The organism is Sphingobacterium litopenaei (genome assembly GCF_014692495.1).
GTDB classification, from domain to species: Bacteria; Bacteroidota; Bacteroidia; order Sphingobacteriales; family Sphingobacteriaceae; genus Sphingobacterium; species Sphingobacterium litopenaei.
This window is the reverse complement of the sequence record NZ_JACOIJ010000016.1, coordinates 1-26,401: the sequence shown is the minus strand read 5'-3', so window position 1 is coordinate 26,401 and position 26,401 is coordinate 1. Positions and strand designations below refer to the sequence as shown.

The 26,401-nt window shown below is 35.3% G+C and carries 22 protein-coding genes and 1 pseudogene; 9 read left to right on the top strand and 14 right to left on the bottom strand.

Annotation, left to right across the window (positions count from 1 at the left end; all coding sequences use genetic code 11):
- Position 1: 1 nt before the first annotated feature.
- Positions 2 to 1,150 carry an Sb-PDE family phosphodiesterase gene (locus tag H8B04_RS09600; RefSeq protein WP_190302224.1) on the bottom strand — a complete coding sequence of 383 codons (1,149 nt, stop codon included), beginning with the start codon at positions 1,148 to 1,150 and terminating at the stop codon, positions 2 to 4.
- A 153-nt stretch (positions 1,151 to 1,303) separates the two neighbouring features.
- Here H8B04_RS09600 and H8B04_RS09595 point away from each other — a divergent pair, with 153 nt between their 5' ends.
- The 5 genes from H8B04_RS09595 to H8B04_RS09575 all read left to right on the top strand — a co-directional run bounded on the left by H8B04_RS09595 (position 1,304) and on the right by H8B04_RS09575 (position 7,948).
- Positions 1,304 to 1,519: a cupin domain-containing protein gene (locus H8B04_RS09595; RefSeq protein ID WP_190302223.1), complete on the top strand. Its 216-nt coding sequence runs from the start codon at positions 1,304 to 1,306 to the stop codon at positions 1,517 to 1,519.
- 237 nt (positions 1,520 to 1,756) lie between these two features.
- Complete coding sequence (locus tag H8B04_RS09590; protein WP_149912361.1) at positions 1,757 to 2,767, top strand: type IV toxin-antitoxin system AbiEi family antitoxin; 1,011 nt, start codon at positions 1,757 to 1,759, stop codon at positions 2,765 to 2,767.
- Position 2,768: 1 nt separating this feature from the next.
- Positions 2,769 to 3,596 (top strand): nucleotidyl transferase AbiEii/AbiGii toxin family protein, encoded by an 828-nt coding sequence (locus H8B04_RS09585; protein ID WP_149912360.1) that lies wholly within the window; start codon positions 2,769 to 2,771, stop codon positions 3,594 to 3,596.
- 580 nt (positions 3,597 to 4,176) lie between these two features.
- Positions 4,177 to 6,204 (top strand): Kelch repeat-containing protein, encoded by a 2,028-nt coding sequence (locus tag H8B04_RS09580; RefSeq protein WP_190302222.1) that lies wholly within the window; start codon positions 4,177 to 4,179, stop codon positions 6,202 to 6,204.
- 1 nt (position 6,205) lies between these two features.
- Positions 6,206 to 7,948 carry a BACON domain-containing protein gene (locus H8B04_RS09575; protein WP_190302221.1) on the top strand — a complete coding sequence of 581 codons (1,743 nt, stop codon included), beginning with the start codon at positions 6,206 to 6,208 and terminating at the stop codon, positions 7,946 to 7,948.
- A gap of 237 nt (positions 7,949 to 8,185) precedes the next feature.
- Here H8B04_RS09575 and H8B04_RS09570 read toward each other — a convergent pair whose 3' ends face one another.
- From H8B04_RS09570 to H8B04_RS09555, 4 genes are all read right to left on the bottom strand, one after another.
- Positions 8,186 to 9,607: an RtcB family protein gene (locus H8B04_RS09570; protein WP_149912367.1), complete on the bottom strand. Its 1,422-nt coding sequence runs from the start codon at positions 9,605 to 9,607 to the stop codon at positions 8,186 to 8,188.
- Positions 9,608 to 9,620: 13 nt separating this feature from the next.
- Entirely contained in the window at positions 9,621 to 10,676 is a 1,056-nt protein-coding gene (locus tag H8B04_RS09565; protein WP_190302220.1) for a DNA polymerase beta superfamily protein, read from the bottom strand.
- Positions 10,651 to 11,415: a nucleotidyltransferase domain-containing protein gene (locus H8B04_RS09560; protein WP_188347317.1), complete on the bottom strand. Its 765-nt coding sequence runs from the start codon at positions 11,413 to 11,415 to the stop codon at positions 10,651 to 10,653. Before H8B04_RS09560 ends, H8B04_RS09565 begins: the two co-directional genes overlap by 26 nt.
- 74 nt (positions 11,416 to 11,489) lie before the next feature.
- The gene (locus tag H8B04_RS09555) at positions 11,490 to 12,578 is read right to left on the bottom strand and encodes a slipin family protein (protein ID WP_149912364.1); all 1,089 of its coding nucleotides are present in this window, start codon (positions 12,576 to 12,578) and stop codon (positions 11,490 to 11,492) included.
- A gap of 896 nt (positions 12,579 to 13,474) precedes the next feature.
- On the opposite strand from H8B04_RS09555, the gene H8B04_RS09550 reads away from it, so the two are divergent.
- Entirely contained in the window at positions 13,475 to 14,500 is a 1,026-nt protein-coding gene (locus H8B04_RS09550; RefSeq protein WP_149912363.1) for a helix-turn-helix transcriptional regulator, read from the top strand.
- 51 nt (positions 14,501 to 14,551) lie between these two features.
- On the top strand, positions 14,552 to 15,685 hold the full coding sequence (hemW, locus tag H8B04_RS09545; RefSeq protein WP_190302219.1) for a radical SAM family heme chaperone HemW: 1,134 nt from the start codon (positions 14,552 to 14,554) through the stop codon (positions 15,683 to 15,685).
- A gap of 2 nt (positions 15,686 to 15,687) precedes the next feature.
- On the opposite strand, the gene H8B04_RS09540 is transcribed toward hemW, so the two are convergent.
- The gene (locus H8B04_RS09540; RefSeq protein WP_190302218.1) at positions 15,688 to 16,932 is read right to left on the bottom strand and encodes a 3-deoxy-D-manno-octulosonic acid transferase; all 1,245 of its coding nucleotides are present in this window, start codon (positions 16,930 to 16,932) and stop codon (positions 15,688 to 15,690) included.
- 260 nt (positions 16,933 to 17,192) lie between these two features.
- On the opposite strand from H8B04_RS09540, the gene galE reads away from it, so the two are divergent.
- Positions 17,193 to 18,227 carry a UDP-glucose 4-epimerase GalE gene (galE, locus tag H8B04_RS09535; RefSeq protein ID WP_190302217.1) on the top strand — a complete coding sequence of 345 codons (1,035 nt, stop codon included), beginning with the start codon at positions 17,193 to 17,195 and terminating at the stop codon, positions 18,225 to 18,227.
- 56 nt (positions 18,228 to 18,283) lie between these two features.
- Here the strand turns inward: galE and trhO are convergent, their stop codons facing one another.
- The 8 genes from trhO to H8B04_RS09495 all read right to left on the bottom strand — a co-directional run bounded on the left by trhO (position 18,284) and on the right by H8B04_RS09495 (position 25,700).
- Positions 18,284 to 19,276 (bottom strand): oxygen-dependent tRNA uridine(34) hydroxylase TrhO, encoded by a 993-nt coding sequence (gene trhO / locus H8B04_RS09530; protein ID WP_190302216.1) that lies wholly within the window; start codon positions 19,274 to 19,276, stop codon positions 18,284 to 18,286.
- Between the two features lie 93 nt (positions 19,277 to 19,369).
- Positions 19,370 to 19,609, bottom strand: a complete 240-nt coding sequence (locus H8B04_RS09525) for a DUF3820 family protein (RefSeq protein ID WP_165292529.1) — start codon at positions 19,607 to 19,609, stop codon at positions 19,370 to 19,372.
- Positions 19,590 to 20,342, bottom strand: coding sequence for a glycosyltransferase family 2 protein (locus tag H8B04_RS09520; RefSeq protein WP_190302215.1), 753 nt, complete (start codon positions 20,340 to 20,342; stop codon positions 19,590 to 19,592). The genes H8B04_RS09525 and H8B04_RS09520 overlap by 20 nt, the downstream gene beginning before the upstream one ends.
- Positions 20,343 to 20,347: 5 nt before the next feature.
- Complete coding sequence (locus H8B04_RS09515) at positions 20,348 to 21,256, bottom strand: glycosyltransferase (protein WP_165292531.1); 909 nt, start codon at positions 21,254 to 21,256, stop codon at positions 20,348 to 20,350.
- A gap of 4 nt (positions 21,257 to 21,260) precedes the next feature.
- Positions 21,261 to 22,154: a glycosyltransferase gene (locus H8B04_RS09510; protein ID WP_190302214.1), complete on the bottom strand. Its 894-nt coding sequence runs from the start codon at positions 22,152 to 22,154 to the stop codon at positions 21,261 to 21,263.
- Positions 22,129 to 23,595 carry a lipopolysaccharide biosynthesis protein gene (locus H8B04_RS09505; protein WP_190302213.1) on the bottom strand — a complete coding sequence of 489 codons (1,467 nt, stop codon included), beginning with the start codon at positions 23,593 to 23,595 and terminating at the stop codon, positions 22,129 to 22,131. Before H8B04_RS09505 ends, H8B04_RS09510 begins: the two co-directional genes overlap by 26 nt.
- A gap of 9 nt (positions 23,596 to 23,604) precedes the next feature.
- The gene (locus H8B04_RS09500) at positions 23,605 to 24,348 is read right to left on the bottom strand and encodes a DeoR/GlpR family DNA-binding transcription regulator (RefSeq protein WP_190302212.1); all 744 of its coding nucleotides are present in this window, start codon (positions 24,346 to 24,348) and stop codon (positions 23,605 to 23,607) included.
- Positions 24,349 to 24,380: 32 nt separating this feature from the next.
- Positions 24,381 to 25,700, bottom strand: coding sequence for a hypothetical protein (locus H8B04_RS09495; protein ID WP_190302211.1), 1,320 nt, complete (start codon positions 25,698 to 25,700; stop codon positions 24,381 to 24,383).
- Positions 25,701 to 25,890: 190 nt separating this feature from the next.
- On the opposite strand from H8B04_RS09495, the pseudogene H8B04_RS09490 reads away from it, so the two are divergent.
- A pseudogene (locus H8B04_RS09490) lies at positions 25,891 to 26,401 on the top strand (IS4 family transposase); the annotation flags it as partial.

The window sequence follows — 26,401 nt, the reverse complement described above, 5'->3', positions numbered from 1 at the left end:
ATTATAAGCTTAAGTCGACTATTAGATGTTTATCGCTGCGAATGAAAGTAGAAACCACTTCATAGGTTAATTTTGATTGTTCGCCTGAAGTAGTAATAATTTGTGTCGATTGTGGATATAATATTACCTTTTGTGTTCCATTACCTTGTTTTAGCTGCAATTCAAAATGAAGATCACTATTATTTGATAGTTCATAATATTTGGTTTTCACTCCTTGAGCATTGGTTTTTTCGTGATAAGCACTGCTTATTTTCACACATGCATTGAACAGATTTCGTACATTTTCTTCTTTACCAAATAGGTAATTACTTGACCAAGCTACCGTATTCCCTTTTTCTAATGCCTCACGTATCGCTGCTGCAGATCTGTCTTTAGCCATTACAAGCGTCATAGTTCTGTGAATACCCTGACGTTCAATGTCATAATCGTGTGCGATTAAATTGTGAATATCTGTATTCCCGATCACTGTCAAGTTGCGATCCAATGCCCAATCTAAAGCTTTTTTGTGAAATCCAAAGCCATTCACTACTTCTATGCCGTGTAGGTTTTTGTCTTGATACATTTTCTCAACAAAAGGAATCCATTCATAAGAACCTTGAATCTGTGTTGCTTTCCATCCTGGATGATTCCAAAAAATAAATGCTTTTTGATCTACCACAGCTTGTATTGCTTTTTCGTCAAGCTCACTCCCGCGATCAGCTATTAGATTTTTATCATCTTGAATAAATAGTGCGTTAAAGTGTCCTGGAGGCGTGTTTCGTGTTACTTCAGTACCTTTTATCAAAATTAAATTGTTCTCCTCAGCTAAGCTCTTAGCTAACTCATGAGGTCTTAAATTACTAACTTTTACATCAGCCGAATGAGGGGCGTATTCTACATGTTCTGTAAACGAGATGGCATCTAATCCTTCTTTCCAAGCTTCTTGCACGCGAACATTTGGCCATACATGTCCATCTGTAAAAACCGTATGCATGTGGAAGTCACATTTCAAAACTGTTAGACCATTTACATTCGGAATATTAATAATCTCACGTTTTTTAGGATAGCGAAATTCATCCAATCGCATTATTCCATTGTCAGATGATGTCTGTGCTTTACCCTCTAAATTGAGGAGACTTAATACAGTAAAAAGAATAGATAATTTTTTCATGTTTTTCATAAATCTTTATTGCGACAAATCTATAAGAGTTATGTAAAGATTATATGATGTGTGGGTAATCAAACTATTAATTCTGAGACGTTTATGGTAAGTGTTTTTTTTTAAAGGTTACTATATATCATTCTTATCGTGGAGCATTTTAAAATGCGTCAAATTATCACACATTGGCATGGCGCAACTTCCACAGATACAATGAAACATATCGCTATTGGCACAAATATAAATGGCGGTGGGGCTATATGGTTAAAACCAGTTACTGATGAAGAATACCATAAGCATATAGAGTATAAATCTATATCTTTGCTTCTTATCAAACTGAGCGGGCACCCAGAATGCTCAATTAGTGTAAAAATCAATTAGTTACGATTTTAAAGTAACAAATAGAAAACACAGTATTTCCTTTTTTTTTGACAATCCGATTATATGAAGTTAGATAATATCCGGATAATAGAACCATTATCTGTTTATTATCCACGAACTAAACTCTTATATATTTAATTCAAGTTTTAAACATATAATATTTCTTTGATTATTAAATAATGTTCATTAAATTTGATTGTTCACGTAACGTGAACGCCGAAATAAAATGAACAACCAATGTCTCAACAGGAAATCAAGACGGTAAATAAAGCATTGAACAATCTCCAAAATGTAGCGGGTATATATGGAGAGTGGGAATTCTTAGAACATACTAAAAATACAGGAATAGATGGAATATTGACAATTTCTTTAGGCGAAAATAGAATTAGTTTTAAAACGGACATAAAGAAAGAAATCCGCCACACACATATAGAACTAATTAAAGCTCGTGCTAACGTAAATGATATGTTCTTACTCTTAGCACAAAACATTTTTCCTAAAGCTAAGGAAATGCTAAGAAATGAAAATATAGCGTATTTAGATATAGCTGGAAATTTTTATTTCCGGAACGAGAGCTGCTATATTTTTATTGAGGGAAACAGAATACCAACAGTGGAAAAAGAAAAACCTAACAGAGCATTTACTCCTACTGGACTTAAAATAGTCTTTTTATTGCTTACTGAAAAGAACGCTTTAAATATGTCTTATAGGGAAATTGCTCATCGAGCAAATGTAGCACTAGGCAACGTTCCTTTAGTTATAAATAATTTACAAGAAGCCGGTTATCTAATCGCTAAAAATAGAAATAAATATATAATAACTCGTAAACGAGAGCTACTAGACCGATGGATTACAGGCTATGGCGAGACCTTGAAACCAAAACTAATGGTAGGGCGCTATCGGTTTTTAAAAAATAATAAATATTGGAAAGAGCAACAACTTGCACCTGGTGATGTATGGGGAGGAGAAGCTGGTGCGAACATAATGTCAAATTATATTGAACCCGAAATAAAAACACTTTACACCAAATTATCGAAGATGGAGCTTATGACAAAAATGATGCTTGTACCAGACTCTAAAGGTGATATTGAAATCATACAGCATTTTTGGCAAGAAGCGTATAATTTAGAGAAATACTGTGCGCCACCAATATTAATTTATGCTGATTTAATCATTAGTCAAGATCCAAGAAATATAGAGGTTGCAGAATCGATTTTTGACAGTTATTTAAAAGCAGATTTTTCCTAATATGAGACACGGAGAACTTAAACATATATTTGATATAGTGGAGCGCAGCTTTAATCAATTAAATATAGACTTTTACTTAATAGGCGCATTAGCTAGACAAGTATGGTACGAAAAAGGTAACATGAGTTTTAGAACAACAAAAGATGTTGATTATGCTGTATTGGTGTGTAATGAAGATGAGTACCAGCGGATCAGAGCGTATCTTATAGATACTGAAAAATTTACACCATATAGAGGTAATGCATTTGTTCTAATTGCTCCAGATGGTACGCAAGTGGACATTTTACCATTTGGTGAAATTGAAGATGATGGAAGTGTCACTGTTAATGGACAAGGAATGACCAGTATTCGTGTAGATGGATTAATAGATGTATATAATAATGGGATAGAAGATGTAGAATTTGAGACTGGACATTCATTCAAAGTAGCAACATTACCTGCAATAGCCTTACTCAAGTTTATTGCTTACGATGATAGACCCGAACATCGTCAAAAGGATGCTACTGACATCTCGAATCTAGTTGTCCATTTTTTTACATTAAATGATGAAATGATATATCAACATCATAACGATTTATTTGATGAAACAAAAAATATAGTTTTCGAAAGCATCGGACCAATTGTATTAGGGAGAGAAATGAGAAAAATTGCAAGTAGCAATGAGGGTTTAGTAAAAAGACTTAATAATATTTTAGAAAAGCATATACAAAAGGAAGAAAATAGTGCATTTGTTCGATTAATGGTTAATCCTTTAAATGATGATTCAACTATTGAAAGTGTTGTAAAAGCATTAAAAGATATATATAAAGGTTTTAATAATTCTATATAAATATCTTTTTGTCCTTAATTCCTTACATTTGACTCATAACATCTGAGCGGGCACCCAGAATGTTTAATTTATTTGATTTACAACAAGTTGTGTTCGTAAAGTAACAAACGAAAAATATCGTTTTACATGTGTTTTTTGACATTTTGATTATAAAGCTTTATAAAAAGTTTGAAAACTATCCAACTATGTGACTACGCAACTACACTTTAATTTATATCAACGAAATTAATTATATTGAGAAGTCAAGTCTTTTCATTTCCTGATATAAGAAAACTGATTGCAGATTTGACCAATAGTTAGCCGCTGAAAACTGAGGGGTCACCGAGGATTGCAGTTAATTATCAGACTTATGTTGTAACAGATTAAATAATTTAAAATGATCCCGTTTTTTGGGAGGAAGTCAAGTAAAAACATTAGAAATTTTTGGATAGCTTATGACAGAATACATAAGTCTAATTCTTATGATGAGCAACTTTACATCATTAAATCAAACTATCTTGATATAGCAGTTGCTTTATTATCAAACAAATTAACTATTTTACCAAAAATCAAATAATAGAAGCACAAGTATTAATTCAACATGAGAATAAAACAATTATTCATTCCTCTGACTTATATCTTAACATTAATTTCTTGTGAAAAGAAAAGCACCGATTCTGACATCTCAAATCAGAATAAATTAGAAAGCATTGAGCTTTTAAATCCAGAAATAATGAGTGATGGTGGTGTAAAGCTTTCCATTAAGGTAAATAGTGTGCCTACACAAGATGTATATACCTTTGCAATTGTTGTAAGTGAAGACTCATTATTTACCAAGGTTATACATACAAAACCTTTCGAACTACCTCTTAGTATCAAAAGCTACAGTTATTCATTTTCCTCAGGTTTTAAAACAAACCAGAAATATTATTATAGCTACATGATTAATTATGGTTCCGTCAACAAAAAAGAAATCAAATCCTTTGTTTTTGGGAAAGAAAAGATGATACAAATAGACTCTATTTCTCCACGAAAAGCTAACATAAATGATACGCTAACTCTATATGGAAACTTTAAGGATTATCATTTTACCAAAATTATGGTAGGTGATAGTTCTATGCATTTTGCTCCAACAAATTCAGGACAACAAATAAAAATGATTCTTGGATCCAATACTCCAGTTGGAAGCCAAATCATTTCTTTATTCACAGAATATCAAACAGTTAAATCTAAAGAAGAATTCTCCCTTTTAACACCAAAAATATTAAGTATCTCTAATAACGTTGATATTGACCAAGAAATTACGATTCATGGTGAAAACTTTTCACCGTGGCGTGAGGGCAACAAAGTATATTTAAATAATATAGCAGTAAACTTAACTTCTTACTCAAAAAACATGCTGAAGTTTATTTTACCCAACAGTATTAAAAATGCAATCCTAACACTAGAATTAACAGCAAATAATCATCGAATAGAAGCTCCAGAAAAGCTAAGGCTTATGGAGCCCACACTCTTAGAGGCTCCCTTGAATTTGAGACTCAATCAGCATTATTCGTTAAAATTCAAAGGCTTACCTAGAACAAACTATATTGTTAAACTTGATGATAAAGAAGTTTACATCAATCAAGTCAGTAATCAAGGTGGATTCCAAACCATATCCTTCAGTCCCAGAGGAGATTATTATTATACGACAAAAAAACCGAAGCTTACTCTTCATTATCTTGACAAGCAAATCACCATAAAAGATCAAATTGAAATAGTCGACAAATGGGAGTTAGTTCAATCAGAAGCTCCATTTGAAGTAACAAGCTTTTCGGGATCGGTTATAATTAATAATGAGAGTTACATTGGCGCCAGCAAGAAAGATGTCTTTATAAATTATCCTTTTCGTTTATGGAAATTTCACTCTTCCACCAATTCATTTACGGAAATTCAAGTGCCCTATATGACAGAGTCTCCACTTATTGCAGGAAATAACAACTTGATTTACCTGTATACGGGCAAAGAGTCTGAAAATTTTCATGAATACAATCCTGCCACCAAGACATGGAAAAAATTAAACGATTATCCTGGTCTAAAAAGAGGAGGGGCGGTAATGAGCATGGTCAATGGTAAGCTGTATATTACAGGTGGAACTAATAGCTATCAAAATGTATACAACGAACCCGATAATTCATTATACGCATACAATATATCTGCTAATAAATGGGAACAATTAGCAGATTACCCGATCAATACTATTCCAGAATATGGTAATCGAATACATGCAACTGCACTCTCTCTCAATAATCACTTTATAGTAGTAGGAGGCGCCAAAACGACTGGTAATGTCGAGGTCATGGCTTATAACACACAATCTGGCCAATGGATACGAAAAGCAGATTATCCGCCTCTAATGTGGCAGACTTCTTTTGAACATGAAGGTTTTGGCTTCGTTTTGAAAGATGATATTCACAAATACGATTTCAATTCAGACACATGGTCAAAAATTGATGAAAATATCCTTCCTTATGGCCTCTATTCACACACTAAAACAACTTTTTTTAAAAGTGGACAATATGCTTATTGTGTATTTAACAATTCAAAATCGGGATTTATTCGAATAAAATTAACAGATTTACTAAAATAAGATGAAATATATCTATATCATATTTTTGATCGCAGGAATCATCTCAGGCTGTGTAAAAGATAATCCTGAAAAACAAAACAAGACGCTATTAAAACTTACATTCTGGGACGAATTTTTGAGTAGAAAGGTCGACTCTGTAAAACTCGAAATCATAAACCCGAATACAGTTCATTTATTAACTTTAGGAAACTCGCAAGTAGGAGATTTATCCAAAAATCTATTAAAAGCACGCATAAGTAAGCCTGGCTTTGTCACACAGGATTATACCATTGACTTCACAAACAGAGATACGCTAAATGATAATATAGTTCTGAAATATGATCAATTCATTTTGGAGGTACCTCAAGACTCCTTATTTGCAAGCGCTTCAATCAAAAAATTTAACTTCAACGTCAAACGTAATGCTAACTTTAACATCCAAAAACCTAATTGGATTCGTGTAGACACTACAAATATCTCTAAACATGCAATAAATATCTCAATTACCGCTACTCAAAATCACAGTTCAGAAAATAGAGAAGGTGAAGTTGTTTTTAGCAATAATGGAAGTAGACGTATCATCCCCATTTTGCAATACCGCAAAAATAAAATCACAACAGCCTATGCTACTATAGGTGAAAAGTTAAATGTTCAGCTAGACCTAATGGATGCAATTACTTCATCCCCTCAAATAAGCAAATTAGGCGATTTGTGTTTGACTGAGATCAAGATAAACAATGTAAAAGATAAAAGTATTGATTTCACAAGTGGATGTGTGGTACTGACAAATCCCTTAGATTTTAAAATATACATCAATAATAAAGGAGGACAGGACACATTAGACTTAAATGTCAAATTTTTTGACAAATTAATTACGATGAATCCTTATGAGGAGCAAGTGAGTAGATTTTATACAAACACTGGACTTTCAAATATTTTCTACGGCTACGCCGAAAATAATCATATTGGAGAAATAGATATTAACGAGTTTGTCATTAAAAGACGTTTCAAAGTTCCAACAATACCTACTAATATAGTTTATAATTCATTCAACAAATCCAACTACGCTTATGGCAGCGATAATAAAATTAGGATTATTGATTTAAATTCAGGAACAATTTTACAAACAATTGAAGTCCCTATTGATCCTGCTACTGACCATCCAGAAAACCCTTACAATTACCCAGCATCACTTGCTTTTAATAAAAATGGATATGGCATAATGGTTACTGAGGCTAAAGGAATGTCTGGCAATGGGGTTAAAAGCATTGATTCTAAAAATGGTCATAAAATAGAAGTTCTAAACGAACTAGGTCATACAGAAAGCGTTCAACTACTTCCAAACCAAATAGATTTTTTGATAAACCAAGCTCACTCTAATGAACATTCCATATGGCACGAGAGTAGTAAGAAATTTACTACTGCCTTAAATAGATATTATTTTCTTGGACATAAATCTTGGGCTGTAAATCAAAACAATGATTTACTAGACTTTCAAACAAAAAATATCATCACATCAGCATTTCCTTTTAGACCAAGGGTAATTGATAGAGAACGTGAAGTTTTTTATGATTGGACAGGATATTATAGTTTTAATGAGCTTGCAATAATAAACTCTCTAGGGAAAGTTATTAATAAAATCCCTGGATATCAAAGCAATCATTTCCTAAGCAAGGATTCTAAATATTTAATAATCCACGCTAGCAATGGGAATCTATATCGATTCCCTACAGAAATTTTTTATCAAAGATTTTCTGTATTATAAGTGAGAACCAATTTTAAATGACCTATAAAACTGAACGGGCACCCAGAATGTTTAATTGTCTTAATAATCAGCGAGTTGTGTTTTTAAAGTAACATATAGAAAACATAGAATTTCCTGTATTTTTTGACAATTGGATTATAAATTTTGAAAGAAAGTTTGAGATGAAGTTCTTTACGACATAGAAAAAAATGTTCCTGTTATATCATATGATATAACAGGAACATTTTTTTATTGTCATCAATCTTCACGAGAACCATCATCGGCCATCCGAACAATTTTTGGCGAGAAAGTAGCTACAATATTCACTAAATCCTTTTGAGCTGACATCACCGTATGAATATCTTTATACGCCATAGGTGCTTCATCCATTCCTGCTCCGATTAAGGTAATGCCATGATCTGACAACAATGTCTTAAGATCATTTTTACGTAATGTCTTTATAGCTTTTGTACGGCTCATAAGCCGTCCTGCACCATGTGATGCCGAATTAATAGAAGTTTCCTCACCTTTTCCACGTACCAAAAATCCTGGTGTAGCCATAGAACCCGGGATAATTCCCATAACGTCTTTGGAAGCAGGTGTAGCCCCTTTACGATGTACGATCACTTCTTCACCATTGATTTGCTCTTTCCAAGCAAAATTATGGTGGTTTTCTACTTTGGCTAATAATTCAGCTCCTAAGGCTGATTTTATTTTAACATGAATCATTTCATGACAAGCAGAAGCATAATCACCAGCCAAATTCATCGCCAACCAATATTCATGTCCTGCCTCAGAATCCAAATCTAAGTAGGCCAAATTTTGTGCTTTGAAAGGTAACTTACATAATTCCTTTGCCAATTTGGTATAATGATCTGCTATGGTAGCTCCCATTCCTCGAGAACCTGAATGTGTCAATAATGCCAAATAAGAACCTTTTTCAATATTTAAAACCTCATCCTTCTCTTTGAACTCCATTACCCCAAATTCCACAAAGTGATTACCTCCTCCAGAAGTACCCAATTGCGTCCATGCCTTGTCCTTCAATTCTCGAATGAAAGCATTAGTTTCAAACAAGGAGTTATCCAATACAGCATGATCCGAGCGTTCGTGCTTTAAAAAACCATGACCTGCACCAAATTTGGTGTTGTCGATTAAGATTTTCTTCAATTTATGATGTTCTAAATCTAAATAATTAGCAGGTAAATCAAAAACTGATAACGCCATTCGACAACCAATATCCACACCTACACCGTAAGGAATAATCGCATTTTTGGTAGCCAACACACCACCAATGGGCAATCCATATCCTTGATGCGCATCGGGCATCAAGGCTCCTGCAACAGTTACAGGAAGCGTCATAGCTACATTCATTTGATCTTTAGCACCTTCCTCAATATTCTCTACACCATAGACGGTATATTCATTGGGTTTATCATTCAGTGTAATCAGCTCTTCATCAATCTTTTCTATATTTAGCAAGATATTCGCCAAAGGCTCAAAAGTTGGATCTTCCAAAAAGGATTCAGGAGTTTCTAATACATCTTTAAACTTTTGAAGCATCTCTTCTTTTGTGAGCCCCAAACGTTTTTTATTAATTTTCAATGCTACTCCCATAGCATGATTTTCTTTATATCCTAAAGCAATCAAATCGTTGCCATTTATTCTTTTATTTTCCATTAATACTAACTCATTAATTGTACAAAATTGTACGTATCTCAACCAATATAGATCGCAACAATTCTATATTTAAAGTTTCTTTTAATTCACTTGTGATACTCAATTCATTTATTTCATCTTGCAGAGTAACAGCCTTATCTAGTAACTCTTCATAGGTATATAAACCAGATTTTATCTTAAGCAGTTCTTCTCGATTTGACCTTTTAACCCGTAAATCTTTATGAAGCAATATATCATTAGCGACTTCCTTCAGGCGTATTGTATGCATCATATTCTTGGCATCGTATCCAGTATTATGGTTCAAGTTAGCAAGAAATCGTTTTTCATTACGATTAGATTCCCAATCAAAATATTCCTTATAATTCTTGCAATGCTGTGCAAATGAATCTTGATTCACCACTAGATAAGCTTCCAATTTTTCACCTTTAGGTATGGATGAGCAGGACACGTCACAACTATCAGGTTTTGCTAAAACTCCTTTATACTTTCCATTTGTTGAGTCATGATACAAGCCGTATGTCCCTTTGCAATGATTCAATTTAGCTAATCCACAATTGGTCTGATCCCAACCTTTATTTTCCAACCATTGAACAAAAGGTTTGGCATCATTACCTTCTAGAATATAGCAAAAATCTAACAATGTTTTTCTGTCCCGTGCTATCGGATTATTGATTTTCTTATTTAGACCTTTTGCTTTTTGAACCTGAACCATTGCATAATTCGAAAATGTCTTGACAGCTTCCAAGGAAAGGCAATCTCGAATATTCAAATCTTCCATCAAAGGATGCTTATATCTCACACAATCAATAGGGGTTGCTAATATTTCCAAAGCACTCGGATTACTCTTGGACAAGAGTTCGAAAAACCGACCCAACTCGTAGTAAACCACATCATTTTTTTCATCCGCAACTTGTGCTATATATTCACCCGAATAAAAATCGACTTTAGGAAGATAGAAGACACCTTTTATATCCATGTCCGAATCTTTAGTAGCCAATCCATAAGCATGGCTACCAGCTACTACTTCAAAAAGTATTAATCCATTAGCACGAAGCGCTTCTATAGTCATCTTCCAATATTTTTAAAAATCCAACATTTGCCAATTCTTTACTTATTATCATTGCATCCAAAGTATCGGCGTAAGTCCATATTTCGTCTTGTAATTCTATGATGAATTTTCTCATTTCATCTGAAAGATTAAAAACAAAACTTTCTTCAAGCTCTAACTTCAGACTTCTCAACTCTTTACATGATACTTTTATTTTCTCCGGAAGCAAAGTCATCAAAGGTTCAAACTCCATAGGCGCATAAGTCCCAAATTTCATATTCCAATAAGCTGAAAGCAAAGAGCGCATGATATAAAAAAAAGATTTCAATTTCATTTCTTCAAAAGATACAGCTTCCATTCGACCTTTAACTATCCCCAAATAATGATGTATATGTCTTTTTGACACATAAAAATTTGGGGAAACTGATTTCATATAGTTTCTAAAATCCTTCTTTTCACAGTAAACTATAGGCGATTGCAACCATTCAAATGGAGTCACATTACTCTTATGAAGTAGCAAAAACACTTTCTTGATGTCCCAGCCTACAAAATCCAAATCATCCACTATGGCGAACCCCAATTCAGTAGATTCTTCAAATACGGTCATATAATGATCCTTCTTTCTTTTATAGATAAAACGAACATCATAGTCACTATCTGTTGATGGAAAACCCCAAGCTCTACTTCCAGATTCGCAAGCAAACAATATTTCTATGCCGTGCTTTTCTTCTATTTTCTTCAATCTTGATATTATTTTCATTTCCATTAATTCCCTATTTTTGGTTAGCGGTAGCAACCTCTTCAAAAACTACCCCTAACCGTCTAAAAATCTAATTATTTAACAAACAATTGTTTCAACTGATCAACGATTTGACCATTGCCAGAAACAGAAATGGAGTTGATTTTTTCCGCAATTTTCTCCACATATTCCATCTCTTTCAATTTGAACAACATCCCGTTTTCTTCCATCAATTTGGCTGTATTCAACAAGCTTCTTGCCGAAGCCGTCTCTTCACGACGTGTAATGATGTTAGCTTGCGCACGTTTTTCAGCTACCAAAACTTGATTCATGATTTCACGAATATCACCTGGTAAAATCACATCTTTCAATCCGGAATTAAAGATTTTTACACCTAATAATTCTACTTGAGATTCAACTTCTGCCAATATATGCTCATTTAGAGCTGACTTATTCTCCATCAATTCGTCCAAAGTCAATTGACCTATATAAGAACGTAATGCTAACTGCATTAAAGTGTACAATTGTTTTTCAAAATCCTTATTCTCCAATAAGGATTTGATTATATCAACCACTTGGTATTGAACCGAGAAGTTGATACGGATTTGTGCTTTATCTTTAGTCAATATTTCTTGGCCCACGATTTCCATCGTTGTCAAGCGAATATCCGCTTGTGTGACGGCAATAGTAGTGGAGTTTTTCCACCAGTAGTAGGTACCCGCTTCCAACACATTGACGAATGCGCCATCGACAAATAATAACCCTTTCTCGGATGGCTCAATCTTATATTGACGAACGTAGAAAGCTAATTTCTCTAACAAATTTTTGTCTATGCTATTAGAAACTTCTATTGTCGAAATATCTTCTTTTTGGAAAGTTAATTTTTGCAAACCTTTCCAAAATACATGTCTACCTGATGCTAATGATTGCTTGAAATTACCATTTGCATAAACAATTCCAATTTCATGATCCAATACATCTACAACTTCTACCAATTCCGAAAAACCTGAAATCTGTAACAATACATCAACATCATATGGCGTATGAAATGGCTTTGCCATATCATATCTTTGTATATTCTCGCCGAATCCTAACCAATATTTCCCGGCAGTCAATATGCGAACTACAGCATTGTTTTTTACAACAAATCCAACTTCATTAGTGTTAATAGTTACTCTTTTCATATTATTGATTTTAATGTTTTTAATTATTTGAACAGTTGAACTCCTAATTCTAACTATTCATACCTCAATTCTTCTAAAAAAGCCTTTCGAGTCTTGCTCATCAGTTCGCTACGGAGTACAGAAGGAGTTTACTAAGCCACACGAGTATTCATCTATTATATTTCGATGATCTACGACCAAAGATTTCCCTAGAGATTACATACGAATATGTTTAACAAACTTGTTCTATTCTGCTAAGAAGCAAGCCGATTTGTTATTTTCATACTTTAATTAAAGCAATTCAACAACCGAACAAGAGACGAAAAGCTTATGGTGACTTTTTGAAAGAAAGTCTAAACTTCAAAAATGGAACTTTCGTTCCTCCAACCGATGACACATGTGACAGATGTGTGCGGGACTCGAACCCGCCTTTTTTGGCTATACTCTACCCACTGAGTTATTTCGTCTATGACAAAAGTAGGATTCGAACCTACGACCCTAGCATTAACACCACTGTCCTCTTGCTATGTCAGTATATTGTATTCTATGGAATCAACACTATCTTGCTATACAGAAACAAGAGACTAGGACAAGCATTCGAGCTTTGTGGTTTCTTTGTGCACGTTTGTGCACATATCTTTATAAGCTTTTCGCTTCATTATAATCAAAGAACTCATTCAACTTAGCTGACATTACAAAGATGCAAAGGTCTATACGCAACAGTTTTGCGCAGTAAAACAATTAATGAAATAAATTTCGTATAAACAGATAATTTACTTAAAATCAGTTGTATAATTTTTAATAAAACAATATTTGTTACAAAAATGAGGTTTGTTAGTGAATAATTACGCAAGTCCTTTGCGTAGTAAAATAATTGTCCTTACATTTAATACTGTATTTAAAGCACACAAATAGCCATGTCTGTAAATAAACTTGCACTTATACGTTATAAAACTATAGATCACTTCCTCAGACAGCGCCATAGAAAGTGGACATTGGAAGATTTGATGATAAAAATTGCAGATGCATTATATGAATACGAGGGTATTACATCTGGAGTCAGCAAACGAACGGTGCAAGGTGACATACAGTTTATGCGTTCTAATAAGCTTGCTTATAATGCACCAATTGTGGTGGTAGATAGAAAATACTACACTTACTCAGACCCTAGTTACAGTATTAATAATTCTCCAATGACTGATGCTGATTTAGGTAAAATGAAAGATGCTGTAGATTTTTTGAAATATATGAATGGTTTCACTCATTTTGAAGAAATGAGTGATTTGATTGTTCGTTTAGAGTCCAATTTGAGTAAATCCGAAGGAAATAAAAAAGTAGCTATACAATTAGAAAGCAATAAGCTACTCAAAGGTTTAGAGTGGATTACAGCAATACACAAAGCCATTCGTGACGAGATACCCTTATTAATATCCTACAAATCTTTCAAGTCTAAAGCAGAAACGCAACAAGTTTATTTTCCTTACTTATTAAAGGAATACCGAAACCGTTGGTTTTTGATCTGTAAACCTAAAAAGGGAACCGTTTTAATAACTTTGGCTTTAGATCGAATACTTGAAATTGAAGAAATGGCAAAATCCGGATTTGTACCTTACGAAGGAATAGATTTTGAACGTTATTTCGAAGACACCATCGGTGTTACAAAAACTAGTCGTGACAGAGGTCAACGTGTCATTCTCGAAATAGATGCATACAATGCTCCTTATGTAGAAACCAAGCCTATACATCCATCCCAACAAATTCTCAAAAAAAGAGAAGATGGAAGTATCATTATACGCATAGATGTGGTTTTGAACTTTGAATTAGAACGTGAGATTTTAGGTTTTGGAGAAAATATAAAAGTTATCTCTCCTCCTCGATTAAAAAATTTTATAAAACGAAGATTAGAAAAATCTTTGGCCAATTATGAAAATAATTACATTTAAATCGCTTATTTAATTCCTTACCTTTGCCCTATAACAACTGAGCGGGCACCCATGATATATTTTCACATTCCATTCTGTAAGCAAGCTTGTCATTATTGTGATTTTCATTTTAGCACTTCGTTAAAGTATAAGGAGGAAATGCTTGCAGCTATGCAGCAGGAGATTGTGAAGCGTGCACATTATTTGGAAGATAAGGTGGTGCACAGCCTCTATTTTGGGGGAGGGACACCTTCTATTTTGGATGCTGAAGATATATTAAAGCTTATTGGTACTGTAGAGAAACACTTCGAAATCAGTTCGGAAGCGGAGATTACGCTGGAAGCGAATCCTGATGACCTCACCGCGGAAAAAGTAAAAGCCCTTCGTCAAACACCTATTAATCGCTTTTCTATCGGGATACAATCATTCTACGAGGAGGATTTACGATGGATGAACCGTGCGCACAATGCCGAGGAAGCAGATTCTTCGATTAAGCGTGTTCAGGATGCAGGTTTTGAAAATATCACTTGTGATTTGATATACGGTTATCCCTTGTTGACAGATGAGAAATGGAAATCCAATATGCAGAAGCTTATTACGCTTGATATTCCACATATTTCATCGTATTCAATGACTGTGGAGAAGCGTACGGCATTGGCTCATTTTGTCAAAGAAGGCAAAACTCCTGCGATGAGTGATGCCCAAAGTGCCAACCAAATGCTAATGTTGATTGATACGTTGACTCAGAGTGGTTTTGAGCATTATGAGATTTCCAATTTTGCTAAAAACGGTAGGTATGCGAAGCATAATACCAACTATTGGAAAGGGCAGCATTATTTAGGCATTGGTCCTTCTGCGCATTCTTTCAATGGAAATTCCCGCTCATGGAATGTAGCCAATAATGCGAAATATATAGCAGCTTTGGCGGACAATACGGACTTTCAGGAAATCGAGAATCTTTCGAAAGAAGACCAATTCAATGAATATGTCATGACGTCTATTCGTACGATGTGGGGTTTAGATTTGCAAAAAGTCGAAAAGGACTTCGGTTACGATTATAGGCAGCATGTTTTGAGAGAAAGTCAAGTATTCTTCGACAATGAAGAATTGGAAATTCTTGAAAATCACATAATCCGAGCGACCACTAAAGGCAAATTATTAGCTGATCATATTGCTTCGGAATTGTTTTTGGTGGACGAGAATTAGTTTTATCCTAACAATTTCTCGGTTTCCAAATATTTCATAATAATCTGCGTAGCTCCTGCACGCTGTTGCACATAATTCTTTGCAGAATTTCTAGCTTCGTGTAAGAAGTTTTGATCTTTTAGTGAGTCAAAAACCTGTTTTAATTCTGTATAATTAGATATTGAAAATCCCGCCATCAAAGTCACCAAATCCACAGCTTCTTGGAACTTTTCGTATTTAGGACCGAAAATAACAGGTTTACCATACGTAGCCGCCTCCAATGTATTGTGAATACCGACACCAAAACCACCGCCTATATACGTAATCTCGGCATAATGATATAATGAAGATAACATACCTATATTATCAATAACTAATATTTTGGATTGAAGGATTTGTTTGTCGGTGTAAGTTTCGAATTTTGAAAAGAGAAGTACTTCTCCGAATAGTTTAGTAATCTCTTCTATATGCGATGCATGAATTTCATGTGGAGCTATAATAAATTTCCATTGCGGATTATCTGCAGCCAATTGTCTTAAAAGTTCCTCGTCCGGTTTCCATGTACTTCCAGCAACGACGGTTTTATGCACTGCACAAAATTTTTCGACCTGTTCGATAGTTTTGTGCTGATTTGGAAGTTCTACTACTCTGTCAAAACGCGTATCACCCGCAAAGCCAGCTTTGGTGATATTTATCCATTTCAACATATGAACCGAATCAGTATTCTGCGCAAAAAAATAAGATACATTCTGTAAAATAGACCTAAAGAATCCACCATAAGGTTTAAAAAAGATTTGCTCCTCCCGGAAAATAGCCGAAATCATTAATAAGCGGATGTTACGTTGCTTAAGCTCTTTGAAATAGTGATACCAATATTCGTATTTGGTGAACACTACAAATCTTGGTTGGATGATATCCAGAAAGGCTTTCGCATTTGAAGCTGTGTCTTCAGGCAAGTAAAAGACATAATCAGCCAGTGTGGTGTTTTTACGAATCTCATATCCGGACGGAGAGAAAAAAGTTACAATTATTTTTTCCTGTGGAAATCTTTTTTTTATCTGTTCTAAAACTGACCTTCCCTGTTCAAATTCACCAAGGGAAGCAAAGTGAAACCAGATATATTTTTGCCCCTGTTCAACCGTTTGACCTATGCGATTTAATATGTCTTTTCTGCCCTGTACCCATAGCTTTGCTTTGGGGTTAAAAGGGGAAATTAGGTGTAATAAAACGCCATAAAGCCATATTCCTAAATCGTAGAGTAATCGCATATTGTTAAAATAATACTTATATTCGTCAAAGATATTAAACCTTTTCTAAACGTGGAATTGAGGCAAGCTATAATTTGCTACCCAATAAGGAAAGAACAATTTGGGATGACGCTGAAGATATTTGAATATATTTTTAATTCTAGTTAAAAAATATGCATATTTGTTTAGCATGAACTCCAGCAATCTGATGGTAAAACCTTATTTGTCCAACATCACGTTTTCAACACTAAGCTTACAACAAAATAGTAACATATAAGATTATGAGTAAAATTTTAGTAACGGGGGGTACAGGGTACATAGGCTCGCATACCGTTGTGGAATTACACAATGCGGGATATACACCAGTAATCGTTGACAATCTATCGAATTCGAATATTAAAATTTTAGATCAAATTGAGAAAATCATTGGTGTTAAGCCAGAATTTCATCAGTTTGATTTATGTGATGTAGCAAAGACGACAGCTTTCATTGAAGCAAATCCAGATATCACGGGAATTATTCATTTTGCAGCATCCAAAGCGGTTGGGGAATCTGTGGTGGATCCGTTAAAATATTACCATAACAATTTCTTTTCGTTGATTAACTTGTTGAATAGCTACCGTGAAAAACCTATCAACTTTGTGTTTTCATCCAGCTGTACGGTGTATGGTGAACCTGATGTTCTTCCTGTAACAGAATCTGCGCCAGTGAAGAAATCAACTTCTCCATATGGTAACACGAAGCAAATAGCTGAAGAAATCTTAGAAGAAACAGCAAATGCGTATGGCAACTATAATATTGTAGCTCTACGTTACTTTAATCCAGTAGGGGCGCATGAAACGGCTTTGATCGGTGAATTGCCAAATGGTGTTCCTCAAAACTTGTTGCCTTTCATTACACAGACTGCAATTGGTAAACGCGAAAAATTAACGGTATTTGGTAGTGATTACGATACTCCTGATGGATCATGTATTCGTGACTATATCCATGTGGTAGATTTAGCGAAAGCTCACGTAGCGGCCATCAAATTGTTAGAAAAAGGAAATCCAAATGGTAAGTTTGATGTCTTCAATATTGGAACTGGTAACGGTTATTCGGTATTAGAGGCTATTAAAGCTTTTGAAAAGGCTTCAGGAAAGCCTTTGAATTACGAATTTGGACCTCGTCGTGAAGGGGATGTGATCCAAGTATGGGGTGATGTGACGAAGTCAACAAAAGAATTAGGTTGGAAAGCACAATTGGGTATTGATGAAATGATGTCTTCAGCTTGGGCTTGGGAACAATATATTAATGAGAATCCTTTGCCTTTGGATTAATACCGAAGGAATTAAATAAAACAGAAATAGCCTTGACAATGGTCAAGGCTATTTCTTTATGCTTGTACTTCCTCTTTGTTTTTAGGAGGGAAGTTTTTATGTTTTCTTTTAGAAATCTTTTCAACGTTTACAGGTTGAGGAATTTTTACATAGTATCCTGTACCATCATATTCTCTCTTATCAGGAACAGATTGACATTCTTTTGAACAACAACCTTCTAATTCCCATCCACACTCATCACATTGCGTGAAATGCTCATTACATTTAGCATTCGCACAGTTGATCATTTTCTTAGTCGGTTTACCACAATTTTTACATCTTGATATCACCGTCGGATTTACGGAATTCACTGGTACGGTTACACGATTGTCGAATACATAACAATCACCTTCGAAATCCTTTCCTCCAGCTTCTTTTCCATATTTGATAATACCTCCGTGTAATTGGTACACATCTTCAAAACCTTCTTTTAATAATAAGGCAGAAGCTTTCTCACATTTGATACCTCCTGTACAGTAGGTAAGAATTTTTTTACCTTTTAGGTGCTCTAATTCTTTTACCTTCTCTGGAAATTCGCGGAAATTGTCGATGTCTAAAGTAACAGCATTTTTGAAACGACCTACAGAATGTTCGTAGTTTGAACGTACGTCCAAGATAACCACATCCTCTTGGTCTTTCATTTCCATGAATTCCTTCGGCTCCAAGTGTTTACCTGTTTCTTTCGTAGGATCAATAATTTTAGGATCACGAAGACCAGAGTGAACGATCTCCGGCTTGTAGCGACAGTGCATTTTGATGAATGAAGGTTCTTCTACCTCATCAATTTTGAACTCCGTATGATTGAAACGTCCATCTGCATAGATAGCGTCCATATAGGCTTTACAAGCTTCAGGTGTGCCTGATACTGTACCGTTAAGACCTTCCTCTGCGACGATGATACGACCTACAAGTCCAATTGATTTACAAAATTCTAAGTGATCTGCAGCAAACTGTTCTGCGTTTTCGATAGGGCTGTAGCAATAGTACAGCAATGTTTGATATTGTCCCATATATTTCATTGATACCGCTGCAAACGGCGTTTAATGTTAACTGTTAATTTGCTGCAAAGGTACAAAAAAGATTCCGTTCAAAAATGAGCGTCATTACTTTTTGATAAGTGGTGTCAATAAATACTCTAAACCATTCAATTTGATTTCGTACAATGTAGCGAGTTGCGTACCTAGCTTTCCAGGAGGAAAGCCTTTCTTGTGAAACCACACTAAATACGGCTCGGGCAAACGGCAAAGTAACCAACCCTGATATTTGCCAAATGGCATTTTGGTGTTTGCTAATTCTATTAATATTTCGGGATTAAAGAAATCGTTATTCTCGTGTTTTGCCATGTGTGAGTCTGTGCTTAATAAGTCTTAGCGCTATAATACCGTGATTAATCCAATTCTGAAAAGTGCCGTAGTGTTTTTTGAAAATGTCATAGCGTTCTTTCAAACTTTGCTTATGGCGCTGCTGAGACATACCTCCGACCAAGTAGCGGGCGACATAGCAATTTACATTTTGGGATGTTTTAGCGTTTTTAGCCGCACGGATTACCCAATCTACATCTGCGCTAAGTTTATATTGTAGATCGTAAGGTTCAGCTATTTCTCTTTTTACATAAATAGCCTGATGACAGACATTCATGCCATATTGGAACGACTTCCAATCAAAATGAGCAGGAGCCTTGTGTCGACGGTCACCTATAATATTGCGCTCTTCGTCCACTAGTTTGGTTTCACCATAGATAATATCTGCGCCTTTACCTTTTTCAACAATGGTCTGAATGGTATGATTGTCATACAACTCATCTCCTGAATTTAGAAAAAGCACGTAATCTCCAGTCGCTTTAGCCAAACCTTTGTTCATCGCATCGTAAATCCCATTATCCTTCTCTGAAATAAGGACATCGATGCTGCCCCGGTATTTTTGTATAATATCCAAGGTGCCGTCCGTAGAAGCTCCATCGATAATAATGTATTCGATATGGCTATACGTTTGGTTGATGACGGAAAGAAGCGTATGTTCGATATCACGGACATTATTGTAGACAATGGTGATGATGGATATGGTAGGAGATGTCACGTTCGTTATTTTTTATTCCACTGCTTTTTTGCAAATCGTATTGCTCTCGCCCATAGTGAGCCTTTACGATGTTTGTAAAAATACTTAATTGCTTCGTAAGCTTCTTTATTTTCTTCGATTTCCTTGGGAAAATAGGAGACAGGTTGTGTGGCTAGTTCTACGTGATAAGCTGTGTCCGCATCAGAGTGTGTGCCCGAGCCATCTGTTCCCATATTTTGAATCATGGATTGCCGTGGATATAGCGCCAATCCATTGTGATTAAACAGCGTTAAATACCAGCGAATAGCCCAAGAATTGATTTTTCCAGCTTTGTATTCTTGCACTTGCTTCCAAAAGTTTTCGGTATGATCAATGCTAAATCTTTTGATTTTCTCATTATCAAAATCAGCAATAAGTGTGTCAATGTCGGTATTGTATTTGTTCCATGCTCTTGCCCAGGTTGCCCAGCCCCAGCTGTTGGCTACGCGAAAGAAAAAGGATTCGGGTAGTTTGTTGCTGTCTTTTACAGGATACATATAGCCACTGATTTCCATGACTTTTTCTTCCTCTTCGTATGCATCCAATGCATCATTAAAATAGCGTAAACCTACTTTAGCTATTTTTAGATCATCTTCGAGTACAATTACTTTTCCATACTGATTGATGACTTCTGTTACCCCTGTGATGACATTTTGTGCTAATCCTATATTTCGTTCTCTTTCGCAGATTGTAATCTTTTTAAAATTCCAAGGTTCAGCGATAATAGCTCTCACTTTATTTACTTGTTCGATAGCTTGTGCATTTTTGGCACCATCTGAAAATATAAATACTTCAGAATCTTGTGCTAACTCGGCATTTTCTAAGGCTTGCAACATTTGTCGGGTATGTTGCGGTCGATTGTACGTAAATATGATAATAGGCGCTAAATCTCGCATAAACTTAAAAGTTTTGTGGGTTTTCAATCATTTCTATGATAGAACGATTGTTAACGACTTCTTGTTTTTTCTTCTTGAAAGAATAGAATGAAATTAATGCTTTATGGTAATTAATCACCTCTTTTTTGACCTGTTCCGCGTTTCTGCCTAATTTTTTGGTCAAATAGAAATAGGAATCCAAAGCGAGTTTGGCTGGCTTCAATGAAAAAGCTCTATCTGTAATGGGATGCTTGTAAGATTTTGCAAAATCCATTTTAATATGGCAATCTGGAAATTTGGCCAACATGGTTTCATGCAAATAACGTTCCTCACCATAGAGAAAGATTTTCTCATCATAACCGCCAATTGCCCCGAAGGAAGATTTCCGCAAGAAAAAGCAAGCTCCAGAAATGATGGAATATTTTGGGTTAAAGATATTCATCTTCTGTAAAAACTGATTAATAATAAAGTCCTTTCGGGTTAGTCTACGCTGAATAAATGAGTGTGTTTTCTTATTGTATTGGTTGACTTGTTGGAAACCAAAAATATTCAACTTAGAGTCTGAGTCAAACTTTTCTTTTGCCCACGAAAAAATCGGTTCTAACAATTCTACATCAGGATTGATGAGTAGAATATGTTCATATGTAGCATGCTTTATTCCTAAATTATTACCCGCACCATATCCTCCATTGATAGAATTGGGAACGAATATACTTTGAGGATATTTTGTATGGATAAACTCTTGGAGATCCGCTTGATTGTCACTGTTATTATCAACTACGATAATTTCGAGTGATTCGGCAATATCGTTGTGTAGCAGGATAGAATCAATACACTTTTTGATAAGCTCCAGAGGCGAATTGTATGTAAGCAATACAACGCTTACCCCATCTTTAGTTGTCTGTGTGTTTGGAAACATATTTATTTTTTAAATAGTGTATGATTTCTAAAAGTACTTCGGACTTCGCTACATACAAAATGGAGATGTAGGTTATTCCAAATACCAGTGTTTTTACAATTAGAGAAACCCAATTACCTTCGACAAAATTACCAATAAAATAAGTTAGTGCACCCGCTAAAAGGGCTGTTATTAAATATTTTGTTATAATAAGAGATAGTTCTGCGTATTTAATCTTGCTGTACGCTGCTACTGACAACTGCCAGATAAATGTCCAAAACATCGTGAATAGCGAAATTCCCCACACCATGGGCAATACATCATCCCCATGAAGAAAATAGATAATAATAAGCTGTATGACACCGAATGAAATGATATAACGCATGTATAAATCCGACTTTCCTTTACTGAGCAGAAAATTGGAGTAAAAATTAATTATTGGCAAAAAGGCGGCATTTATGCACAATATTTTTAGTATTGGTACCGCAGGAAGCCATTTTTCTTTGACAGTTATAAGAATAAATTCTTCCGCCACACAATTTAAAAGTGCCAGCGTAGGAAAGGCTGCAAAACAAATAAAATTCAGAAGTTTGGTGAATATTCTTTTTTGTCTATCCTCGTCGTCTGCTATGGTGGATAGCATGGGCTGAGCAAAGCCGTGCGACATATTGGCAATGACACCTTGAGCTTTGATACTCCAACCATTCGCTTGCGTATAGTTACCCGTAGATGTGGTTGAATTTTTACCCAGTATTAACGTTAAAATATTATTATTGAGGATTTCGACCACTCTAGTGAGCAAAATCTTCGAGCTAAAACCCCACAATTCTTTAATAGGTGCGAAATTAATCTGTAACGTGGGTCTAAAATCGGAATATAAAAAACAGATTAAGGAAAACGTAAATGAATAGGTAATGGTCTGAAATACGATGCCCCAATAGGCATAGCCTAAATAAACAAGGGAGATACCCACTACCCCAGAACATAATGTCCCCAATGCAGTAGCTAAAGACCTTTCTTTAACTTTTAGGGTCTTGAACAAATACGCGCTGTGCGAAATTCCTAAACTACCGAATATTAAACCTATGAACAGTACACGAGCTGCAGGAACTAACTCAGGTTGATTGTAGAAACGACCAATCAGAGGCGATATTGCAAATAGTAAAATGTAGAGCGTGATACTAATCATTAAACTCATCCAAAATACCGCATTGTAATCACGATGATCAACTTCTTTCCTATTGGCTAAAGCGTTAATAAATCCGGCTTCCTGAATGGATGAACATACTGTAGCAAACACAATGATCAAGGAAACTAATCCATAATCATGCGGGGTCAGAATACGACCTAGGTAAATGCCAAAAAAAACAGCAAGTAATTGTTGCGCTCCATTCGAAATGCTTCCCCACAAAATCCCCTTTACCGCTTTCGACTTTAATGAATCCGAACTATTACTTGACATTTATATTGTTTAAATAACCTTTATATGATTTGAGAAATCTTTGACACGATTATCTTTTGTATCCAAGTCGGTCACAAGATAAGTAACTTCCTTCAACGGTGCTACACGCATTTTTTGGTTAGAATTCAATTTTTCTGCAATACTTAAGATGGCTAAGGATTTCGAACACTTAATCATAGCACGTTTAATTTGCACGACTTCCCAGTCGGAATCTGTAATTCCTTCTTCAATAGAAAGACTGTTTGTGCCTAATAGACAAAGATCAACACGAAGATCGGATAATTCGTTAATTACCTGAGATCCAGTTACAATGTTTGTGTTCCTAGATAATTTTCCGCCTAGTAAAAATACTTCGATATTATCTTTTTCAGCTAATTCTAATGCTACAAGTGGACTAATTGTAAAGAATGTACATTGTAAATCATTTGGTATCAAGCGAGCCAATTCTATCATCGTAGTTCCGCCACCAATAAGAATGGTCATTCCTGAAGAAATAAGAGATAATGCTTTTAATGCGATTTCTTTTTTACCTTCTTTGGCGTATACATTTCCTTCCTGAAAAGGGAATTGAAATGATTTGGATAATGCACCACCATATACTTTGATGACTTGTCCATTTTCAGCTAATTCGTTCAAATCTCGGCGTATAGTATCTTCGGACACGTTCAATTGAATACTTAGATCTGAAGATAAAACCTTGTTATGTAGGTTTATTTGATGGATAATATACGCTTGTCTTTCTTCTTTAAGCATGGTTAGAATTTTATATATAATTGGTTATAATATTATTGAGAGTCATCTTCACCCGAAGGTTTTGTTTTGGTAATTCCCGCTTTAAATCGCGGTTTAAATCCAGCAGGTTTGTTCGCTTCTGTAGAAGGGACATCCTTTTGAGGATTTTCTTCTTGAGCGGATGATTCTTCGGTTGTCTTTTCAGTAGTAGTTTTAGTTACCCCAGCTTTGAAACGTGGTTTGAATCCAGCAGGTTTGTTCGCTGGTTCAGTCGTGTTTTGTGTAGCGTTCTCAACTTCAGGAGTTTCTGATTTCGGTTCTTCAGTAGAAGTAGTTTTAGTTACTCCAGCTTTGAAACGCGGTTTAAATCCAGCAGGTTTGTTCGCTTCTGAAGAAGGAGAAACATCATTTTGTGGATTTTCTTCTTGAGCGGATGATTCTTCGGTTGTCTTTTCTGTAGTAGTTTTAGTTACCCCTGCTTTAAAACGTGGTTTGAATCCAGCAGGTTTGTTCGCTGTTTCAGCAGTGTTTTGTGTAGCGTTCTCAGTTTCAGGAGCTTCTTCTTTTGGTTCTTCAGTAGAAGTAGTTTTAGTTACCCCAGCTTTGAAACGTGGTCTAAATCCAGCAGGTTTGTTAGCTGGTTCTGCTGTATTTTGTTCCGCATTTTCAGTTTCAGGAGTTTCTTTTGGTTCTTCAGTAGAAGAAGTTTTAGTTACTCCAGCTTTGAAACGTGGTTTGAATCCAGCGGGTTTATTTGCTGGTTCATTAGTGTTTTGCGTAGCGTTCTCAGCTTCAGTAGTTTCTGATCTTGGTTCTTCTGTAGAAGTAGTTTTAGTCACTCCAGCTTTGAAACGTGGTTTAAATCCTGCAGGTTTAGAAGCAGGTTCGTTTGTAGTCTCTGTATTTTTTTCCGAAGCAGGAGTTTCTTCTTTTGCTTCTTCAGTAGAAGTAGTTTTTGTAATTCCTGGCTTAAATCGAGGTTTGAATCCTTCTCGTTTTGCCGGAATCTCAGTAGAAGCATTTTTTGGTTCTTCTTTTTTACCCTCCGTTGCTGTTGTAACAGGTGCCTTAAATCTTGGCTTAAATCCGGCGGGTTTAACAGCAGGTTCGCTTACTGTTTTTTGCTCACTAGCAGGAATAGAAGTGTCTGTAGGTAATACAGCTTGGGATTCTTTCTTTGGAATAATAGCCTCTTCCGCTAAAGGATGAATCCTGCGTAATTGATTGAACCAAAACTTTTTGGAATGGTCGAAACTTTTTTCGCCCATTTTTTGGTAATGATCTTGGAATTCAAAGAATAGGGATTCATCTGCTTTTTTTAAAGCAACTAAATCAATTTTTTTCTTTGTGAAAAATTCTTCGAACGTGAGCATTCCCAAAGTTAATGATTTTGTACAGATAATAAAAAAGAGGGCTATGCCTAGTCATGGGTAGAAGATTTTTCTTCCGACTTTTTTGTGTTTTATATAGATGAGCATATCCACATAATCATCTGAATATCAGATTGTTGTCTTGTTTTTATTGTTTTAATTTTGTATCTTTATCATTGATAATTATATAGGTATGTCAGTATTTAAAGATCACAAAATCTCCCTCAGCCAAGTTTTAGCTTTTATACCAGAAGCCCTTTTAAGCCATCTTTCAGCAACCACTAAAGTGGATCATTACAGCAAGGTTCTTCATGGGAAAAAGATGTTTTACCTTCTTTTGTTCTGTATTTTCGATAACGAAAGATTGAGTCAGCGAACATTAGAAGATACTTTTAACAGTAGTGGCTTTAAAGCCCTGTTTGGATTGGGAGAAGAAGAAAAGGTTCGCAGCAGTTCTATCTCCGAGAGACTTTCCAAGATTGACCCCCGTTATTTCAAAGAAATCTATGAACAGATGTACCAGCAGTTTTCCGGGCTTTATTCGAAGACTGAAATCGAAAAGTATAATCTTATACGAGTTGACAGCACTATTGTTGCTGATGCCTGCGCGAAGCTAAAAGAAGGTATTGACCAGAAAAGCGGTAAGAAATTAGTGAAATTCAGTTTTTCGTTTGACGGCATTTTACCTTCGGGAGTAGAAGTTT

Excerpts from the sequence above, each read along its gene's own strand:
- H8B04_RS09555 (WP_149912364.1), bottom strand. The coding sequence starts at position 12,578 with ATGAAAAGAGTAACTATTAACACTAATGAAGTTGGATTTGTTGTAAAA.
- H8B04_RS09600 (WP_190302224.1), bottom strand. The coding sequence starts at position 1,150 with ATGAAAAAATTATCTATTCTTTTTACTGTATTAAGTCTCCTCAATTTA.
- H8B04_RS09585 (WP_149912360.1), top strand. The coding sequence starts at position 2,769 with ATGAGACACGGAGAACTTAAACATATATTTGATATAGTGGAGCGCAGC.
- H8B04_RS09495 (WP_190302211.1), bottom strand. The coding sequence starts at position 25,700 with ATGCTCACGTTCGAAGAATTTTTCACAAAGAAAAAAATTGATTTAGTT.
- H8B04_RS09590 (WP_149912361.1), top strand. The coding sequence starts at position 1,757 with ATGTCTCAACAGGAAATCAAGACGGTAAATAAAGCATTGAACAATCTC.
- H8B04_RS09525 (WP_165292529.1), bottom strand. The coding sequence starts at position 19,609 with ATGGCAAAACACGAGAATAACGATTTCTTTAATCCCGAAATATTAATA.
- H8B04_RS09515 (WP_165292531.1), bottom strand. The coding sequence starts at position 21,256 with ATGCGAGATTTAGCGCCTATTATCATATTTACGTACAATCGACCGCAA.
- H8B04_RS09580 (WP_190302222.1), top strand. The coding sequence starts at position 4,177 with ATGAGAATAAAACAATTATTCATTCCTCTGACTTATATCTTAACATTA.
- H8B04_RS09500 (WP_190302212.1), bottom strand. The coding sequence starts at position 24,348 with ATGCTTAAAGAAGAAAGACAAGCGTATATTATCCATCAAATAAACCTA.
- trhO (WP_190302216.1), bottom strand. The coding sequence starts at position 19,276 with ATGGGACAATATCAAACATTGCTGTACTATTGCTACAGCCCTATCGAA.
- H8B04_RS09510 (WP_190302214.1), bottom strand. The coding sequence starts at position 22,154 with ATGTTTCCAAACACACAGACAACTAAAGATGGGGTAAGCGTTGTATTG.
- H8B04_RS09560 (WP_188347317.1), bottom strand. The coding sequence starts at position 11,415 with ATGAAAATAATATCAAGATTGAAGAAAATAGAAGAAAAGCACGGCATA.
- H8B04_RS09575 (WP_190302221.1), top strand. The coding sequence starts at position 6,206 with ATGAAATATATCTATATCATATTTTTGATCGCAGGAATCATCTCAGGC.
- H8B04_RS09565 (WP_190302220.1), bottom strand. The coding sequence starts at position 10,676 with ATGACTATAGAAGCGCTTCGTGCTAATGGATTAATACTTTTTGAAGTA.
- H8B04_RS09550 (WP_149912363.1), top strand. The coding sequence starts at position 13,475 with ATGTCTGTAAATAAACTTGCACTTATACGTTATAAAACTATAGATCAC.
- galE (WP_190302217.1), top strand. The coding sequence starts at position 17,193 with ATGAGTAAAATTTTAGTAACGGGGGGTACAGGGTACATAGGCTCGCAT.
- H8B04_RS09595 (WP_190302223.1), top strand. The coding sequence starts at position 1,304 with ATGCGTCAAATTATCACACATTGGCATGGCGCAACTTCCACAGATACA.
- hemW (WP_190302219.1), top strand. The coding sequence starts at position 14,552 with ATGATATATTTTCACATTCCATTCTGTAAGCAAGCTTGTCATTATTGT.
- H8B04_RS09505 (WP_190302213.1), bottom strand. The coding sequence starts at position 23,595 with ATGTCAAGTAATAGTTCGGATTCATTAAAGTCGAAAGCGGTAAAGGGG.
- H8B04_RS09570 (WP_149912367.1), bottom strand. The coding sequence starts at position 9,607 with ATGGAAAATAAAAGAATAAATGGCAACGATTTGATTGCTTTAGGATAT.
- H8B04_RS09540 (WP_190302218.1), bottom strand. The coding sequence starts at position 16,932 with ATGCGATTACTCTACGATTTAGGAATATGGCTTTATGGCGTTTTATTA.